Genomic DNA, 14,902 nt, shown 5'->3' on the forward strand with positions numbered 1-14,902 from the left:
TGGTCAGGTAGACGATGTTGAGGACCTGGCCGGGGGAGCGGCTGTAGGCGATGCCGTTGGCGTCGGTGGGGACGATGTTGGCGTTGCCGTGGCCGTCGATGACGCCCTGGTCGTCGTCGGCGGGGCCGTCGAGGCTGTCGCGGGCGTTGGACAGCTTGACCGTGGCCTTGCCGTCGCCGCGCTGGTAGAGGGCGCTGCGGATGTTGCCGGCGTGGTAGGCCTCGACGGCGAGGATGCCGGCCGCGGCTTCGAGGTAGGTCTTGTTGGTGATCAGCGGGGCGGCACCCTTGTAGGCGGTGACGCCGACGTCTTCGAACAGGAAGGCGGCGAGCAGGAAGTTTTCCTCGCAGGCGAAGGCGTCGAAGCTGCGGCCCGGCTTGACCAGGCCGGCGGCTTGGGCGGCGGCGGTGAAGCTGGACTGCAGGTCGATCGCCGGGCGGCTGACGGCGGCCGAGCCGAGCGCCGAGCGCAGGAACTGGACGTGGGCCTTCTCGTCGGCCGCGATTTCCTGGGCGTACTGGCGGGCGGCCTTGGTTTCGAAGCGGACCGCGCGGCCGCCGGTCACGCCGCCGCGGGTGCCGGTGCCGGTGGTCATGGCGTCGGCGAGGCCGCGGCCGGTGACGGCGTGCAGGTAGAACTCGGCTTCGAGGTACTCGAGGTTGAGGGCGAAGTTGAGGACGGCGCCGTCGCTCACCTCGGCCGCGGCGGCTTCGGCAGCAGCGGACGGCCGGGCCGTCGCGGCGGCCGCAGGTCCGGCGGCGAGCCCGCCGAGGGCGCTCGCTCCGACGACTCCGAGGCCGGTCATCCCGGCGGCTTTGAGGAAGCGGCGGCGGTCCTGGTCGTTCTCGGCACTGCGGTTGATCATCGACGCGGCATAGCGTTTGCCAAACACGGGTGATCTCCTAACCCGCCCGCGCGCGAACGAGCGGGCGTAGCCCACCGCCGGCTCCCGGCGCTGGGACGGATCCTTTCGTGGACGTTTCCCTTTCGAAGCTGACCGCGCCGCGGATGGGTCGGTCTCCCGAGCCGGTGGATCAATGACTTCACTCGCCGGAAATTGCTCGGCCGTACCCACGACTCAGCGGTAGTAAACACGTTGGAGTGAAATAAAAAACTTGGATCTCCGCCCAATCCGGTGATGCTCTTCGCCTCGAACCCTGACTGACGGTGAAGTCCAGACCGGAAAGGGGGTGAGATGGATGGATACTTCCCAGACGGATCACGCGCTGGTCCGGCACCCGGTGGTGCTTCGGGTGCTCGTGGTGGCCGGCGCGTTGTTCGGATTCACCCTGCTGGCGTTGGCCGTGTCGGCGGCCGCGGACGCTTCCGAAGGTTCGCCCCCGCCCGACCGGCCCGGCCTGCTCGAGGGCGCCGGGCACACGGTGCACGGCGTGCTTGAGCCTGTCGAACCGGTCCTGAAGCCGGTCACGGGCGCTGTGCACGAGGTGACGTCGCAGGTGGCTCCGGCGGTGAAGCCGGTGACGAGCGGGCTCGAGCCCGTGCTCGCGCCGCTGACCCGCCCGGTGCTGCGGGCGGCGGAACCGGTGCTGACGGCCTTGCGGCCGGTCACCGAGCCGGTGCTGCACGCGGTATCTCCGGTGACGTCGCCCGTGCTGCGCGCGACTGCTCCGGTGACCGCGCCGGTGGCGCGGGCGATCGGAGCCGGCCACGTGACCGGTCAGCCGGCGAAGGCCACACCACGCGGAGAAATCACTGCTCCGCCGGTGGCGGCTGCACCGGTCGCGCCGGTCATGGCGATCGACCGGACTGCTGCGGTCGTCGACGAGCAGGGCGGCGATCAGCGTCGTCGTGATGCGCAGGTCGGTGCCCGGCACGTCGCCGGGGACGCGAATGCGGATACGGCCGGCGTTGCGGGTCCGATGTCCGGATCCGGCGGCGGACCACCCGCCGACGTGGCCGGCCTGAGTGGAGCGATGTCGGCGGGCTCCGGTGGTCAGCACGGCGGCGAGTACGCCGTGACCGCGGCCGGCTCGGTCATACCGGGCGCGGATCGCACGTGGCGGGCACCGCCCGCCGGGGTGTGGTCGTTGCACTGGCTGGAGTACTACGGCAACGACCACCCGAGCTGACGGTCCCTTTCCACTTCCGGAAATCCACAACGGACAGATGGCAAGGAAAGGGAAGTCATGCACAAGTACGTGCGACGCGGCCTGACCGCCGCGGTCATCTCCGGCGGGTTCGTCCTGCTGGGATCAGCGGTGGCCAGTGCGGACACCGGCGACTCGGGCCCGCTGGGCGGGCTCGGCACCACGCTGCACTCCGTGGCCTCCGGCGTGTCGGCCGGCGGCCACGGCGGGGACTCCGGTTCCGGCGGGAACGCCACCAGCAGCAACAACGCGGTGAGCGGGAACTCCGGCAATTCGGGCAGCTCCGGCTCCACCGGGCACAACAGCGCTTACGGCGTGTGTGTGCTGGCCAAGTGCAGCACCTCGGTGTCCTCGGGCAACTCGGGGAACACGGGCGCGACCGGCTCGACCGGGAACGCCTCGAACACCGGCACCACCACCGGTGGGCACTCCGGCAACGCCGGCCACGGCGGCTCCGCAACGTCGACCGCGTCCGGCACGAACACCGCCGGCTCGCGTGGCGGCCTCCTCGGCGCCGTCACCGGTACCGCCAAGGGCGGCAACGGTGGCGACTCCGGCGACGCCGGGAACGCCACCAGCGACAACGCCGCGGTGTCGGGGAACTCCGGCAATTCCGGGAACTCCGGCTCCACCGGCGGCAACAGCGCCTACGGCCTGTGCCTGCTGGCGCAGTGCACCACCACGGTGACCTCGGGCGACTCCGGGAACACCGGCGCCACCGGCTCGACCGGCGACGCGACCAACACCAGCACCACCACCGGCGGCAACTCCGGCAACGCGGGCCACGGCGGCGACGCCACCACGACCGCGTCCGGCCACAACTCCGCCACGAACAACGGTGGCCACGGCTGGGGCTGGAACCGTCACGACCAGGGCGGCAAGACGAGCGTCCTGGGCTCGGTCACCGGCACCGCCAAGGGCGGCAATGGAGGCAACTCCGGCGACGCTGGCAACGCGAACAGCAGCAACAGCGCGGTGACCGGGCACTCCGGCAACTCGGGTGACTCGGGTTCCACCGGCGGCAACACCGCCATCGTGTGGACGCTCGGCGGCCAGAACAACGGCCGCGGCCACCACCACGGCCGGAAGCACGACTGCGGCTGGAACAACAGCGGCAGCGGGAACCACGAGGGCACGCAGTCGGCCACCACGGTGACTTCGGGCGACTCCGGTGACACCGGCGCCACCGGTTCGACCGGCGACGCGTGGAACACCAGCACCACCACCGGCGGGAACTCCGGCTGGGCGGGCAACGGTGGCGACGCCACCGTCGTGAGCACCGGCCAGAACTCCGCCACGAACAGCGGTGGGCACGGCTGGGGCTGGAACCGGCACGGCCAGGGCGGCAGCAACACCGGCGTCCTGGGTGTGGTGACCGGCACCGCCAACGGCGGCAACGGTGGCAACTCCGGCGACGCCGGCGACGCCACCAGCCACAACAACGCCGTGACCGGCACGTCCGGCGACTCGGGTGACTCGGGCTCGACCGGCGGCAACACCGCCGTCACCTCGACCCGCGGGCACGAGCAGCAGGGCCGCCACCACGGTGGCTGGAACAACGAGGGCGACCACTCGAGCACCACGGTCACCTCGGGCGACTCCGGCACCACCGGTGCCACCGGTTCGACCGGCGACGCCGGGAACGACAGCACCACCACCGGCGGGAACTCCGGCCGGGGCGGCAACGGCGGCGACGCCGGTGTCCACGCCTCGGGTTGGAACACCGTCGCGCACACCCCGCACACCGTCTGACGGTTCACCGGGGAGCATGAGGAGCGGGGGCACCGGATTCCGGTGCCCCCGCTTTGTCGTGCGGGATGGGCCCAAAGGCCGAAACCCTGGCCTCTCCGACGACACTGGTGCGGGTTCCCGCGCTCCAAGCCGGGTTCAGCTGGATGTGGTCGGCTACGCCGTCGCCGCTGCGTTCCGGGAAAACTCCCCGCCACGAGCGTAGCTGGCGGGCATGCCGGCGAGGCCCGTGCGGCTGACGTCCGTGGCGAACCTACGCGATGGACACAGCGCACCGTGCCGACCACGGCGAGCGCCCGGACGCGGCACTGCGTGGCTCAGGCCGGGGCCTGGCGGGTGGGTGCTTCCAGCGACAAGGTGGAGTGCAGGCCCAGGCTCGTCAGCTTGCGCCGGGCGGGCTCGGAGGCCACGACACGCAGCGTCGGGGGAATCGTCGTGCGTTACCGCCCGGATGGGTGGAACCTGGGGCGTGCTGTATCGAGTCGGTGGTGCCCGACCGCCGACTCACATCGCGGCCGGGAACACCTTGACGGGAACCAGCGCCCACACGACCTTGCCGCGGCTGTCGGTGCGGACACCCCAGTCCAGGGACAGCTGGCCCACCAGCCGCAACCCGTACCGCAGCGTGACGACCCGGACCGCGTCCGCCACCGGGTCTCCGTCGCCGACCTCGACCAGCACGTTCTCCGAAGTTCGGCCGGCTCGCAGCAGCCTCGGTGTCGTCGCATGACGATAGGCGTTGCCGACCAGCTCGTCGACCACCAGCAACACCGCACCGAAACGGTCGTCAGGGTCCGCATCCGGCAGCAGCGCCTCGACGATCGCCGCCCGCACCTCCCGCAGATCCGGCCGGCCGGTGAGGTCGACGGTCACATCCGCCGCCCACCTTGCCCGCCGCCTCGTTCCGCGCCCGTCGTCGATGTTCACGCCGTCCCTTCCTTCCACTCCGCCTTATCCGTGTTCGGCGCCGCTGCGGGGAATGGATGGGGGCCGATCAGGGGAGATTGCGGGACACCATCGCGACGGAGCAGTCTGCTCGGCCGAGGGTTCCGGAGAGGCATTGAAGCAGCAGCGGCCGCGGAAAAGGACCGGGGCAGGGGTGGGCGTGGACGGCTGGGGCTGCTCGCGGCCCTTCACGGCGTGATCGCAGGATTTGCCCGAGGCAGCCGGGATCCCTGTGCAACCGCGCCCAAGCTGAAGAAGTCGCGCAGGATCCGGCTGTGGACTGTGTTCGCAGCTGCCGCAGGGTTCGGCCGACCCGGCGTTCGCCGCGCTGGGTGACGCCAAGTTCACCGAGCTGGCCGGTAAGCCGGCCGAGCTGGCGCCGATTCTGCAGTACCACGTGGTCGGCAAGCGCTACGACGCCAAGGGCCTCGCCGCCGCCGAGTCGCTGGAGCCGCTGAACACCGCCGGTGGCCCGGTGAAGATCGCGGGTCCCGGCGAGAACATGACCGTCAACGGCGCGAAGATGTTGTGCAGCAACATCCCCACGAAGAACGCCACGGTCTTCGTGATCGGCAAGGTGCTGACGCCGGGCACCAACAAGTAACTCCAGCTCCCGGGCAACACACCTTTCCCCCGGGGAAGGCCCGGGAAATGCGGCGGCCGCGCCACATTGGTGCCTTCGACCGGCGGCGAATTCCGGGAGGTCCGCTGCTGAGGGACGCCAAAGCGGCGGCGTTCCGCCGGTCGTCGTCACCGCCGGATCGCTCCAGGGCCGTGCCGGCGGCCGGCCCCCTGCCGGCTGACTTTTCGTCGGATTGCTCGAGCGGGACTCTTCAGTTCGTACGAGTAAGCGCGGCTGTCGGCGATAAGCGAATCAACAAGCGATCCGTGTGCACGGGGGCGGCTCGTCGCGGGCTCGCCTGGGCGGGTGAAGTTCTGCCCGCGGCCGAGTGGCGGGAAAGTCTCCCGAGCGCGAGGCGGGGCGAGACGGGCGCCGCCGGCCGCGAGGAGGAGCCGCCGATGCTCGGCGCCAGCGACCCGACAACAGCCCCCGCACCTCCCGGCCGGGTCGAGGTCACCGTCACTGCGTCTCCGACGACGGCGACAAGGTGATGGCCGCGATCCACTTCACCCTCAGCGCGCCGGCGTCACCGCCGACCAGCTCGGCCAGCTCGGCGGCACCGACGTCGTCCGCGGCTGCTCCGTCGACGTCGGCGGCCCCGAGCGCCGCCGCGACGAGCGGAAAAATCTCGGCGTGGGTGTGGATCTTGATCGGCGTTGTCGTCGTGGTGGCCGCGGACGTCGTCGGGCTGCGGCTGCGGCGGACCCGGGAGTAGCTCAGCGGCCCGGACGTGGTCGGGCCGGCCGATGCGCTCGACGACCGTCCCGCGCTGCTCGGCTCGCATGCGGGGGAGCAGCTCGGCGCGGCCGTCCGGGTACCGGACGACCGGCCAACCCCGGCAAGATCCTCGTCAGCAGGCCGTCCGACGCGCTGAAGGCCAAGCAGCTTTCCGACACGGCGTTCTCCGGGCTGCTGCTCGGCCTGGCCGCCGTGGCGCTGCTGGTCGGTGCCGTCGGGGTGGCCAACACGATGATCATCTCGGTGCTGGAACGCACCCGCGAGATCGGGCTGCGGCGCGCGCTCGGCGCCACCCGGCGGCACGTCCGCGGCCAGTTCCTCGCCGAGTCGGTGGCCCTGTGCCTGCTGGGCGTGCTGGCCGGCGCCGCCGTCGGCACGCTCGTCACGGTGGATCACGCGGCGGCGCGGGGCTGGCCCACGGTCATTCCCCTGACCGGGGTAGCCGGTGGGGTCGGCGCCGCGCTGGTCGCCGGCATCCTCGCCGGGATTCACCCGGCGGTGCGGGCGTCGCGGCTGCCCCCCCGACCGAGGCGCTCGCCACCTGAGGCCGCCGACTGCCTTGCGTGCGTGGCAGCCCTGAGCAGACCAGCCGACTAAGTGGATAAGCCATCCGATCAATGCTATCTTCACGTTGAAACGGATGAACTATCCGTATAGCGCGAGGAGAGATACGTCATGAGGCAGACAGCGGTGGTCACGGCGGGGACCGCGGGGATCGGATTGGAGACCGCGCTGGGGCTGGCCGCGGCCGGGTTCGCGGTCACGGTCATCGGGCGGGACGCCGAACGGGGCGCCCGCGCGGTCGAGCGGATCAGCGGAACGGGTCCGGCGCATCCGGCCCGGTTCCTGCGAGCGGATCTCGCGTCGCTCGACGAAGTGCGCGGGCTGGCGGACCGGATCGCCGCCGAGCCGCTGACCGTGCTGGTCAACAATGTCGGCGCGATGTTCGCCGAACGCCGGGAGTTCGGAGGCGTCGAGGCGTCGTTCGTCGTCAACCACCTTTCGCCGTACCTGCTGACCGAACTGCTCCTGCCCACGCTCGAGGCCGGTGCGCCGAGCCGCATCGTGAACGTGACGTCCGGCGCGGTCGGCGTCGCCAAGCGGGTGTTCGACGCCGTCGAGCCGCCCGGCGGGTACTACGGCTTCCACTGGTACGGCCGCGCCAAGCTGGCCAACCTGGCCTACACGCTCGATCTCGCCGCGCGGCTGGACGGCACGGGTGTTTCGGTGTTCGCCGCGGATCCCGGCGGCGCGGCGACCGGCATGACCACCGGCACGATGACCGACCCGAAGATCGTCTCGCCCGGATTGCGGCTGCTGTGGCCACTGGTTCGGCGCAAGTTCGCCCGCTCCACTTCAGGCCCGGCCTCCGTGGCGGCGCGGCCGTCGATCGTCGCCGCCACCGACGACACGCTCACCGGCCGGACCGGTGTCGTCATCGGCCCACGGGCGCGCCCGGTTGCGCCGTTGCGCGCGGCGGCCGATCCCCGTGTCGCCGACGCGGTGCGGCGGCTCAGTGCACGGCACGCGCCGATCGCCGCCGGTTGAGGCGAAGGGGCGGCGATCCGGACAAGTCATCCGTTATCCTCGGCGTATGACGACCACGTCGTTGCGCAAGGACGCCGCCCGCAACCGGGACCGGATCGTCGCCGTCGCCCGCGACCTCGTCGATGCGGGAACGGTGTTGCAGCTCAACGACATCGCCCGTCGTGCCGGAATCGGTGTCGGCACCGTGTACCGTCATTTTTCCACCGCCGAAGCGTTGTTGGAGACCGTCGCGACACCTTGTCTGGAGGCACTGGTAGCCGAGGGGGAGAAGGCGCTGGCCGACACCGATCCCTGGCACGCGCTGGAAAGCTTCCTGCGATGCACGGTCGAAGCACAGGTGAGCGACGCGTCGCTGTCCCCGGTCACCGCGGCCGCGACGGACGCCTTGGCGCACACGACGGAACTCAAGCAGTCCCTGCGCTCGATCGGCACAACGCTGTTGGAACGAGCACGACAGGCCGGCGTCGTCCGCCCGGACCTCACCGCGGCGGATCTTGTCCCGCTCATGTGCGGTATCGCCTACGCTACGCAGATCCACAGTGAAACGTCCGCCGACGTGGTCGCCACCGCTCACCGCTACCTGACCGCACTGCTCGAAGGATTGCGACGTGTGTGATGCCGCGAGTGGAGGCGGCTGCTCAACGTGATCGCTGTGGGCGACGATCCCGGCGTCGCCCTCGACGACCACGACCACGACCACGGCTCCGCCGGCCGGAGCCGGCCGGCGCGGTCGACGAGCCGTCGCAGTTCCCGCTCCCGGCCGACCATCGGAAGATCCGCGTGCACGGTGACGGCCACGGCGATTCGCCTCCGCTCGTGATCCGGGCGAACAACACGATCGGCGATGCTCGATCAGCGGCATGTACGGATGTCCGTGATGGGGCCTCTCTTCACCAGCTTCGCCGGCCGGGTGGCCGGCGCAGGGTGGCGTGGACTCCTCATTCCGTCCGGGGGCCGGGTTCGGAGTCCTCCGCGAAGCCGGCCCGGTCTCCTGTCGTGGCGGGCGAGGGCGGGTGGTCGTCGACGGTCATGGAGTTGTGGACGCGTGCGGTTTCGGTGGTGAGGCGGAGGAGGGCGCGGCTGGGTCTGGCGGGCAGGGCGGAGATCAGGCGGGCGCCGTGTGCCAGTCCCTGTACGCCGAGGGCGAGATCTGGGGATCAGGGTCTTCGCCGCGCTCAAGGCGGACGCGTGGCTGCCGCGTACGTGCTCGGCCATCGCGCGTTCGTAAGCGGGGAAGGCGCGCTCGTGGTCGCAGCCCGCTCGCGCCAGCTCCCCGGCGAGGACGTACGCGCCGACGACGGCCAGGGTGGCGCTGCCGCCGACGGCCGGGCCGGGGCAGTACCCCGCGTCGCCGACGAGCGTCACCCTTCCGCTTGCCCAGGTGTCCATGCGGAGCTGGGTGATGGAGTCGAAGTAGAACGCCGGGGTGCGGCCGAGCTCCTGCAGCCAGCGATCCACGTCGGGGCGCAGGCGGGCGAACGCACCGCGCAGCAGCTCCTTCTGCCGGGGTAGGTCGCGGTGGTGGCAGCCGAGGTCGCGCTCGTTGCGGAACAGGAACAATGCCCGCGCCTCGTCGAGGTGCCGCGTGCCGTAGATGCCGGCGGCGCGGCCGACGCCGACGTTCTCGACCCGTTCAGTGGTGGCGGCACCACCGGAGTCGCGGCCCGCGCTCTTGGCCGCCGCTTCACCGGCATCGACACCAACCCCGACTACCACCGGATCGCGCGGCGCCGACTTGCCCACGTCCCCGGCGCCGAGCATCGGGGTGCGCAATGACGCGACCTGTAGACACGACAGTCAGGCTGAGCGTGGGCGATGCGGTGGAGGTGGTCGCCGAGATGCCGCCGGCGTCGGTGAACTGCGTGGTGACATCGCCGCCGTATTGGGGCTTGCGTGACTACCGCGTCGCCGGCCAGTACGGAGCCGAGTCCACTGTAGATGGCTACGTGTCGCACCTTGTCGGATTGTTCGACCACCTGCGTCGAGTCCTCTCCCACGACGGGACAGCCTGGCTGAACCTGGGCGACTGCTTCGGCGGCTCGTGGGGCAGCTACGTCGCCGACGGATCGGCGGCACGGACAGCGTCAGCGCGAGCCGCAACCGGCTACGGCGTGCATCGGCCGCCCCAATCGGCTCACCGAAGCAAAGACCTGGTCGGGGTCCCTTGGCGGGTGGCGCACTCGTTGCAGCAGCGAGGCTGGATCGGTGTACAAACGCTGCTCCTGCAAGGACGGCAACGGCCGAAGCCTGGGGGCGGAGTGCCCGAGGCTGGAGCAGAGCAAGCACGGGCAGTGGTGCTACCGGATAGAGCTTCCCGCCGACCGTGCGGGAAAGCGCAGGCCCAAGCGGCGCAGCGGGTTCGCAACCGCGAAAGAGGCGCAGAAGGAGCTGGATCACATCAGCGCGCCGGGGCCGAGGTGCTGGAGCACCCGCTGATGGACGATGTGTTCACCGGGTTCCTGGCGAAGAAAAAGAAGACCCGCAGCCGCAACACCTACCGCTCGTACGAGTCGCACGTGCGCCTCTACCTCCGGCCGCACCTCGGGCACATCCGCCGGGACAAGCTGCGGGTGGCGCACCTGGAGGGGATGTTCGATGCGATCGTCGAGCACAACGACGTGATCGCCGAATACCGGGCCAGTGGAGACCCCCGCAAGATCGAGGCGGTGAAGTGGCAACGCCCGGTCGGACCCACCTCGATCCGGCGGATCCGCGAGACGCTGCGAGCGGTGCTGAGCCCTGCGGTCAAAGAGGGCCTGATCGCGCACGTCGGGCTCCGTCGCGGGGAGGCGTGCGGGCAGCGGCGTTCGGACACCTACCTGGATGCGGCCACGCTGGAGGTGGCAAACCAGATCGTGCAGTACGGCTGGGAGACCGGCGAGTCCGCGCCCAAGACCACCTCGTCCGAAGGGCTCGTTGCCCTGGACGCTGACACTGTCGTCGTGCTGCGCCAGCATGAGGCCAATCAGGACGCGGCTCGTGCCCGGCTTGGCAGCGACTGGGTCGACACCGACCTGCTGTTCACCCAGCCTGACGGCAGCCCGCTGCACCCGGCCGATGTCACCGCCCGGTTCCAGGAGCTGACTCGTCAGGCCGGGTTGCCGCCGATCCGGCTGCACGATCTGCGGCACGGCGCGGCGACGCTCGCCCTAGCCGCGGGCGCGGACATGAAGGTCGTGCAGAACATGCTGCGGCACTCGTCGATCACCGTGACGATGGACACGTACACCACCGTGCTGCCCGAAGTCGCGCTGGCCGCGGCCGAGGCAACCGCCAAGATCATCCCGCGGACGGCATCGCGACCGCTCGGGCACATCTCGGGCTCTTCACCGACCATTGTGGACGGAAGGGAAGTGGAAGAAGCGATTCCGGATACCACAAAACCCCAGGCCGAAGAGAATCAGACCTGGGGAGTGGGAGTGCGCCATCAGGGACTCGAACCCCGAACCCGCTGGTTAAGAGCCAGCTGCTCTGCCAATTGAGCTAATGGCGCCGGTGTCTGCCGTGGTTTCCCTTGGCGACGTGGAAAAGATTAGCACCCCGTCCGGACGGCCGTTCCAGGGGGGTCCCCTTACCGGGTTCCGACGTTGCCGCCCCGGTGTCGCGGCTGGTCGGGCACACTGTAGTCGGACATCGACGACTAAACAGGCGGGTGGGCATGCGGGGTTCGATCGGCTCGGGGGCGCGGCTGCTGGGGGCCGCTGTGGTGATCGGGCTCACTGTGGGTGGTTGCAGTAGTAGCCCTTCGGGTGAACTTCCGCAGGCGACAGCGCCCGCGAGCACCAGCGCCGCCGCCCAGCCGAAGGCCGCCGTGCTTGCCTTCGCGCCCGCGAAGGACGCCAAGAACGTCGCGCCCGGGGAGCCGGTGAGCGTCACCGTCACCGATGGGAAGGTCGGCGACGTCGTCCTCACCGGTGCCGACGGCAAGGTCGTGGCCGGGAAGGCGCGGGCCGACGGCTCCGGGTGGGACTCCGCCGAGCCGCTCGGCTACAACAAGGCCTACAAGCTGACCGCGACCGCCACCGGCACCGACGGCAAGCCGGTGACCCAGGAGTCGTCGTTCACCACCGTCAAGCCCGCGCGGCAGCTCGGCGTCTCGGTGAACCTCGTCGACGGCGAGACCGTCGGCGTCGGGATGCCGCTGATCTTCACCTTCACCGGCAACGTCACCGACAAGGCCGCCGCCGAGAAGGCGCTGAAGATCACCGCAGAGCCGGCCACCGAGGGTGCCTTCCGATGGTCCGGCGACAAGCAGGTGACCTGGCGGCCGAAGGACTACTGGAAGAGCGGCACCCGGATCAAGGTCGACGCCGCCGTCTACGGCAAGCCGCTCGGCGGCGGCAGCTACGGCCGGGAGGACAAGGGCGCCGGTGCGACCGTCGGCGACAAGCTCGTCGCCGTCGCCGACGGGCAGACCCACCAGATGACGGTCACGATCAACGACAAAAAGGTCAGGACCATGCCGACCTCCATGGGCAAGCCCGGCCACACCACGCCGCAGGGCACCTACACCGTGATCAGCGAGCACACCGGCTACACGATGAACTCCGCCACCTACGGCGTGCCCGAAGACGCGCCCGGCGGCTACAGCACCTTCGTCCAGTACGCCGTGCGCCTGTCCTACAGCGGCATCTTCTACCACTCGGCGCCCTGGTCGGTGCGGCAGCAGGGGCACAGCAACGTCAGCCACGGCTGCCTCAACCTGTCCACCGAGAACACGAAGTGGCTGATGGACACGTCCAAGAAGGGCGACGTCGTCACGGTCCAGAACAGCGGCGGCCCGAAGCTCGAGCCGACCGACGGCTGGAGCGTCTGGCAGCTGTCCTGGGACGAGTGGCGGACGGCGGCGAACTAGCCCGATCCGCGCACCAGGTCCCGCGCCTCGGCCTCGGTCGACACCGCCGGCCCCGAGCCCCACAGCGGCTTGTTCGCCGTCTCGCGGCTGAAGTACACCGCGACGGCGCCGATCGCGCCCGCCGCCATCAGGTACCAGGCCGGCCAGAAGTCGTGGCCGGTGGCGGAGATCAGCGACTGCATCACCAGCGGGGTCGTGCCGCCGAAGAGCGACACCGAGATGTTGAACGCGATGGACAGCGCGCCGTAGCGGATCGCCGTGGGGAACAGGGCGGGCAACGCCGCGGGCATCGACACCTCGAAGCAGAGCAGCAGCAGGCCGAGCCCCATCAGCCCGAGGAACGTGAGCACGACGCCGCCGTCGTGCACCAGCAGCATCAGCGGCCACGACAGCACGAGGAACCCGAGGCAGCCGGCCATCATCACCGGCTTGCGTCCGACGTGGTCGGTGATCCGCCCGCCGACCATGATGATCAGCATCATCACGACCATGACGACGATGATCAGCAGCAGCCCGTGGGTGGCGTCGAGGTGCAGCTGCTCGGACAGGTACGTCGGCATGTACGACAGCAGCATGTAGTCGGTGACGTTGAAGACGAGCACCAGGCCGACGCAGATGAGCAGCGCGGGCCAGTATTCGGTGAACATCTTCCAGAACGGCTCCCCGGACCGCCCCCGCTTCTCGGCCTCCTCGGCGTGCTTCTGGAACGCCGGCGTCTCTTCCAGCTTCAGTCGCATGTAGAGCCCGATGATGCCGAGCGGCCCGGCGACCAGGAACGGGACGCGCCAGCCCCAGTCGAGCAGGGTCTCGTGCGGCACCCAGGCCTTCATCCCGGTCACGACGGACGCGCCGAGCACGTACCCGGACAACGTCCCGAACTCGAGCCAGGACCCCATGAACCCGCGCCGCTTGTCGGGCGAGTACTCGGCGATGAAGGTGGTCGCACCCCCGTACTCGCCACCGGTGGAGAACCCCTGCACCATCCGCGCGACGACGAGCAGGATCGGCGACCAGACGCCGATCGAGCTGTACGACGGGATCAGCCCGATGCACAGGGTCCCGATGGCCATCATGATCATGGTGACGGCGAGGACCTTCTGCCGTCCGACCCGATCCCCGAGCGGCCCGAAGACCAGTCCGCCGAGCGGCCGCATCAGGAAGGCGGCGGTGAAGGCCCCGAAGGTCCCGATCAGCCGGACTCCGGGCGCCACGGTGGGCGGGAAGAACACCTCGGCGATGGTGTCGGCGATGTAGGCGTAGACGCCGAAGTCGAACCACTCCATGGCATTGCCGAGCGCGGCGGCTCCCACCGCACGCTTGAGCAGCGACTGGTCGACGACGGTGATGTCCTCGTACCGCAGCTTCTTCTTACGACCCCGGATCTTCGGTGCTGAACGTGCCACGAGAACACCGTGCACCGACGTTCGGCCGCTCGCACGCTGAGCCATCCGGTCGTGAGCGTTGCCACGAACGGCGCAACGCAAAAACCCCGGTCGAGTCCAGGCCGCGAACGGCCCGACCAACCGGGGTGTTGGGGTGAGCGACGGGTTTCGAACCCGCGACCTCCTGGACCACAACCAGGTGCTCTACCAGCTGAGCTACGCCCACCATCGCCGAGGGGATCTGCTTGCGATCACCTCGCTGGGAGTAATCGTAGCGGGTGCCCTCGACCGCTTTTCAGGGGGTCACCGTTGGTGCTGTTCCTGCACTTCAGCGGCGGCGGCCTTGGCTTCTTCGCTGGTCGGCCCGGGCTGGGGGACGAAGGCGACGCGCCGGTAGTAGTCGAGTTCGCCGATGGACTCGCGGATGTCGGCGAGCGCGCGGTGGGCGAGGCCCTTCTCGGGCTTGGCGTAGTAGATGCGGGGGTACCAGCGGCGGACGAGTTCCTTGACGGAGGAGACGTCGACCATGCGGTAGTGGAGGTGGGCGTCGAGGGCCGGCATGTCGCGGGCGATGAAGCCGCGGTCGGTGGCGATGGAGTTGCCGGCGAGGGGGGCGGTGCCCGACTCGGGGACGTGCTCGCGGATGTAGTCGAGCACGCGGCGTTCGGCTTCTTCGAGGGTCACGGCGGAGGCGCGGACTTCTTCGGTGAGGCCGGAGTGGGCGTGCATCTCGCGGACGACTTCGGGCATCCCGGCGAGTTTTTCCTCGTCGGCGTGGATGACGATGTCGACTCCTTCGCCGAGCACGTTCAGGTCCGCGTCGGTGACGAGGGCGGCGATTTCGATCAACGCTTCTTTGCCGAGGTCGAGCCCCGTCATCTCGCAGTCGATCCAGACTAGGCGGTCGGTCACCTGGTGACCCTAACCCGACACGGGGATGTGAAGGGCGTTACCT

General features: G+C 70.1%; 14 protein-coding genes, 2 tRNA genes and 3 pseudogenes. 12 read left to right on the forward strand and 7 right to left on the reverse strand.

The features are described from left to right. A partial coding sequence (locus C2L59_RS24980; RefSeq protein WP_103352122.1) for a ferritin-like domain-containing protein occupies nt 1-892 on the reverse strand: 892 nt, incomplete at its 3' end. Between the two features lie 307 nt (nt 893-1,199). Between C2L59_RS24980 and C2L59_RS24985 the strand changes: the two genes are divergently transcribed. Both C2L59_RS24985 and C2L59_RS47560 read left to right on the forward strand, forming a co-directional pair. After that, complete coding sequence (locus tag C2L59_RS24985; protein ID WP_103351946.1) at nt 1,200-2,090, forward strand: hypothetical protein; 891 nt, start codon at nt 1,200-1,202, stop codon at nt 2,088-2,090. Nucleotides 2,091-2,147: 57 nt separating this feature from the next. Continuing rightward, nucleotides 2,148-3,860, forward strand: coding sequence for a hypothetical protein (locus tag C2L59_RS47560; protein WP_103351947.1), 1,713 nt, complete (start codon nt 2,148-2,150; stop codon nt 3,858-3,860). 501 nt (nt 3,861-4,361) lie between these two features. Here C2L59_RS47560 and C2L59_RS24995 read toward each other — a convergent pair. Next, the gene (locus C2L59_RS24995) at nt 4,362-4,730 is read right to left on the reverse strand and encodes an ATP-binding protein (RefSeq protein ID WP_103351948.1); all 369 of its coding nucleotides are present in this window, start codon (nt 4,728-4,730) and stop codon (nt 4,362-4,364) included. Nucleotides 4,731-5,109: 379 nt separating this feature from the next. Here C2L59_RS24995 and C2L59_RS25000 point away from each other — a divergent pair. The 9 genes and pseudogenes from C2L59_RS25000 to C2L59_RS50415 form a co-directional block, all read left to right on the forward strand. Further along, nucleotides 5,110-5,406 (forward strand): annotated as a pseudogene (locus C2L59_RS25000) (fasciclin domain-containing protein); the annotation flags it as partial. A gap of 508 nt (nt 5,407-5,914) precedes the next feature. Continuing rightward, nucleotides 5,915-6,139, forward strand: a complete 225-nt coding sequence (locus C2L59_RS25005) for a hypothetical protein (RefSeq protein ID WP_233223658.1) — start codon at nt 5,915-5,917, stop codon at nt 6,137-6,139. A 215-nt stretch (nt 6,140-6,354) separates the two neighbouring features. Next, a complete protein-coding gene (locus C2L59_RS25010; protein ID WP_370444770.1) occupies nt 6,355-6,759 on the forward strand; it encodes an ABC transporter permease in 405 nt (134 codons plus the stop codon). 78 nt (nt 6,760-6,837) lie between these two features. Then, nucleotides 6,838-7,710 (forward strand): SDR family NAD(P)-dependent oxidoreductase, encoded by an 873-nt coding sequence (locus C2L59_RS25015; RefSeq protein WP_103351950.1) that lies wholly within the window; start codon nt 6,838-6,840, stop codon nt 7,708-7,710. A gap of 46 nt (nt 7,711-7,756) precedes the next feature. Then, nucleotides 7,757-8,326: a TetR/AcrR family transcriptional regulator gene (locus C2L59_RS25020; RefSeq protein ID WP_103351951.1), complete on the forward strand. Its 570-nt coding sequence runs from the start codon at nt 7,757-7,759 to the stop codon at nt 8,324-8,326. A gap of 962 nt (nt 8,327-9,288) precedes the next feature. Continuing rightward, complete coding sequence (locus C2L59_RS25030) at nt 9,289-9,486, forward strand: DNA methyltransferase (RefSeq protein ID WP_233223675.1); 198 nt, start codon at nt 9,289-9,291, stop codon at nt 9,484-9,486. A gap of 62 nt (nt 9,487-9,548) precedes the next feature. Next, a pseudogene (locus C2L59_RS49180) lies at nt 9,549-9,725 on the forward strand (DNA methyltransferase); the annotation flags it as partial. A 190-nt stretch (nt 9,726-9,915) separates the two neighbouring features. After that, nucleotides 9,916-10,146, forward strand: coding sequence for an Arm DNA-binding domain-containing protein (locus C2L59_RS50410; RefSeq protein WP_199199246.1), 231 nt, complete (start codon nt 9,916-9,918; stop codon nt 10,144-10,146). 152 nt (nt 10,147-10,298) lie between these two features. After that, a pseudogene (locus C2L59_RS50415) lies at nt 10,299-10,889 on the forward strand (tyrosine-type recombinase/integrase); the annotation flags it as partial. Here C2L59_RS50415 and C2L59_RS49190 read toward each other — a convergent pair. Next, nucleotides 10,799-10,993 carry a hypothetical protein gene (locus tag C2L59_RS49190; protein ID WP_233223660.1) on the reverse strand — a complete coding sequence of 65 codons (195 nt, stop codon included), beginning with the start codon at nt 10,991-10,993 and terminating at the stop codon, nt 10,799-10,801. The pseudogene C2L59_RS50415 and the gene C2L59_RS49190 overlap by 91 nt on opposite strands. Nucleotides 10,994-11,130: 137 nt before the next feature. Then, nucleotides 11,131-11,203: transfer RNA gene (locus C2L59_RS25045), tRNA-Lys, on the reverse strand. A gap of 165 nt (nt 11,204-11,368) precedes the next feature. Between C2L59_RS25045 and C2L59_RS25050 the strand changes: the two genes are divergently transcribed. Next, nucleotides 11,369-12,565: an Ig-like domain-containing protein gene (locus tag C2L59_RS25050; protein WP_199199247.1), complete on the forward strand. Its 1,197-nt coding sequence runs from the start codon at nt 11,369-11,371 to the stop codon at nt 12,563-12,565. Here the strand turns inward: C2L59_RS25050 and proP are convergent. The 3 genes from proP to orn form a co-directional block, all read right to left on the reverse strand. Then, nucleotides 12,562-14,013: a glycine betaine/L-proline transporter ProP gene (proP, locus tag C2L59_RS25055; protein WP_103351955.1), complete on the reverse strand. Its 1,452-nt coding sequence runs from the start codon at nt 14,011-14,013 to the stop codon at nt 12,562-12,564. The genes C2L59_RS25050 and proP overlap by 4 nt on opposite strands. Before the next feature lie 84 nt (nt 14,014-14,097). Further along, nucleotides 14,098-14,173 (reverse strand) — tRNA-His (locus C2L59_RS25060). A 77-nt stretch (nt 14,174-14,250) separates the two neighbouring features. Beyond that, nucleotides 14,251-14,859 (reverse strand): oligoribonuclease, encoded by a 609-nt coding sequence (gene orn, locus C2L59_RS25065; protein WP_103351956.1) that lies wholly within the window; start codon nt 14,857-14,859, stop codon nt 14,251-14,253. Nucleotides 14,860-14,902: the final 43 nt, after the last annotated feature.

Source organism: Amycolatopsis sp. CA-128772 (assembly GCF_002904295.1).
GTDB lineage: Bacteria > Actinomycetota > Actinomycetes > Mycobacteriales > Pseudonocardiaceae > Amycolatopsis.

Excerpts from the sequence above, each read along its gene's own strand:
- C2L59_RS25020 (WP_103351951.1), top strand. The coding sequence starts at position 7,757 with ATGACGACCACGTCGTTGCGCAAGGACGCCGCCCGCAACCGGGACCGG.
- proP (WP_103351955.1), bottom strand. The coding sequence starts at position 14,013 with ATGGCTCAGCGTGCGAGCGGCCGAACGTCGGTGCACGGTGTTCTCGTG.
- C2L59_RS25005 (WP_233223658.1), top strand. The coding sequence starts at position 5,915 with ATGGCCGCGATCCACTTCACCCTCAGCGCGCCGGCGTCACCGCCGACC.
- C2L59_RS49190 (WP_233223660.1), bottom strand. The coding sequence starts at position 10,993 with ATGATCTTGGCGGTTGCCTCGGCCGCGGCCAGCGCGACTTCGGGCAGC.
- C2L59_RS47560 (WP_103351947.1), top strand. The coding sequence starts at position 2,148 with ATGCACAAGTACGTGCGACGCGGCCTGACCGCCGCGGTCATCTCCGGC.
- C2L59_RS24985 (WP_103351946.1), top strand. The coding sequence starts at position 1,200 with ATGGATACTTCCCAGACGGATCACGCGCTGGTCCGGCACCCGGTGGTG.
- C2L59_RS25015 (WP_103351950.1), top strand. The coding sequence starts at position 6,838 with ATGAGGCAGACAGCGGTGGTCACGGCGGGGACCGCGGGGATCGGATTG.
- C2L59_RS25050 (WP_199199247.1), top strand. The coding sequence starts at position 11,369 with ATGCGGGGTTCGATCGGCTCGGGGGCGCGGCTGCTGGGGGCCGCTGTG.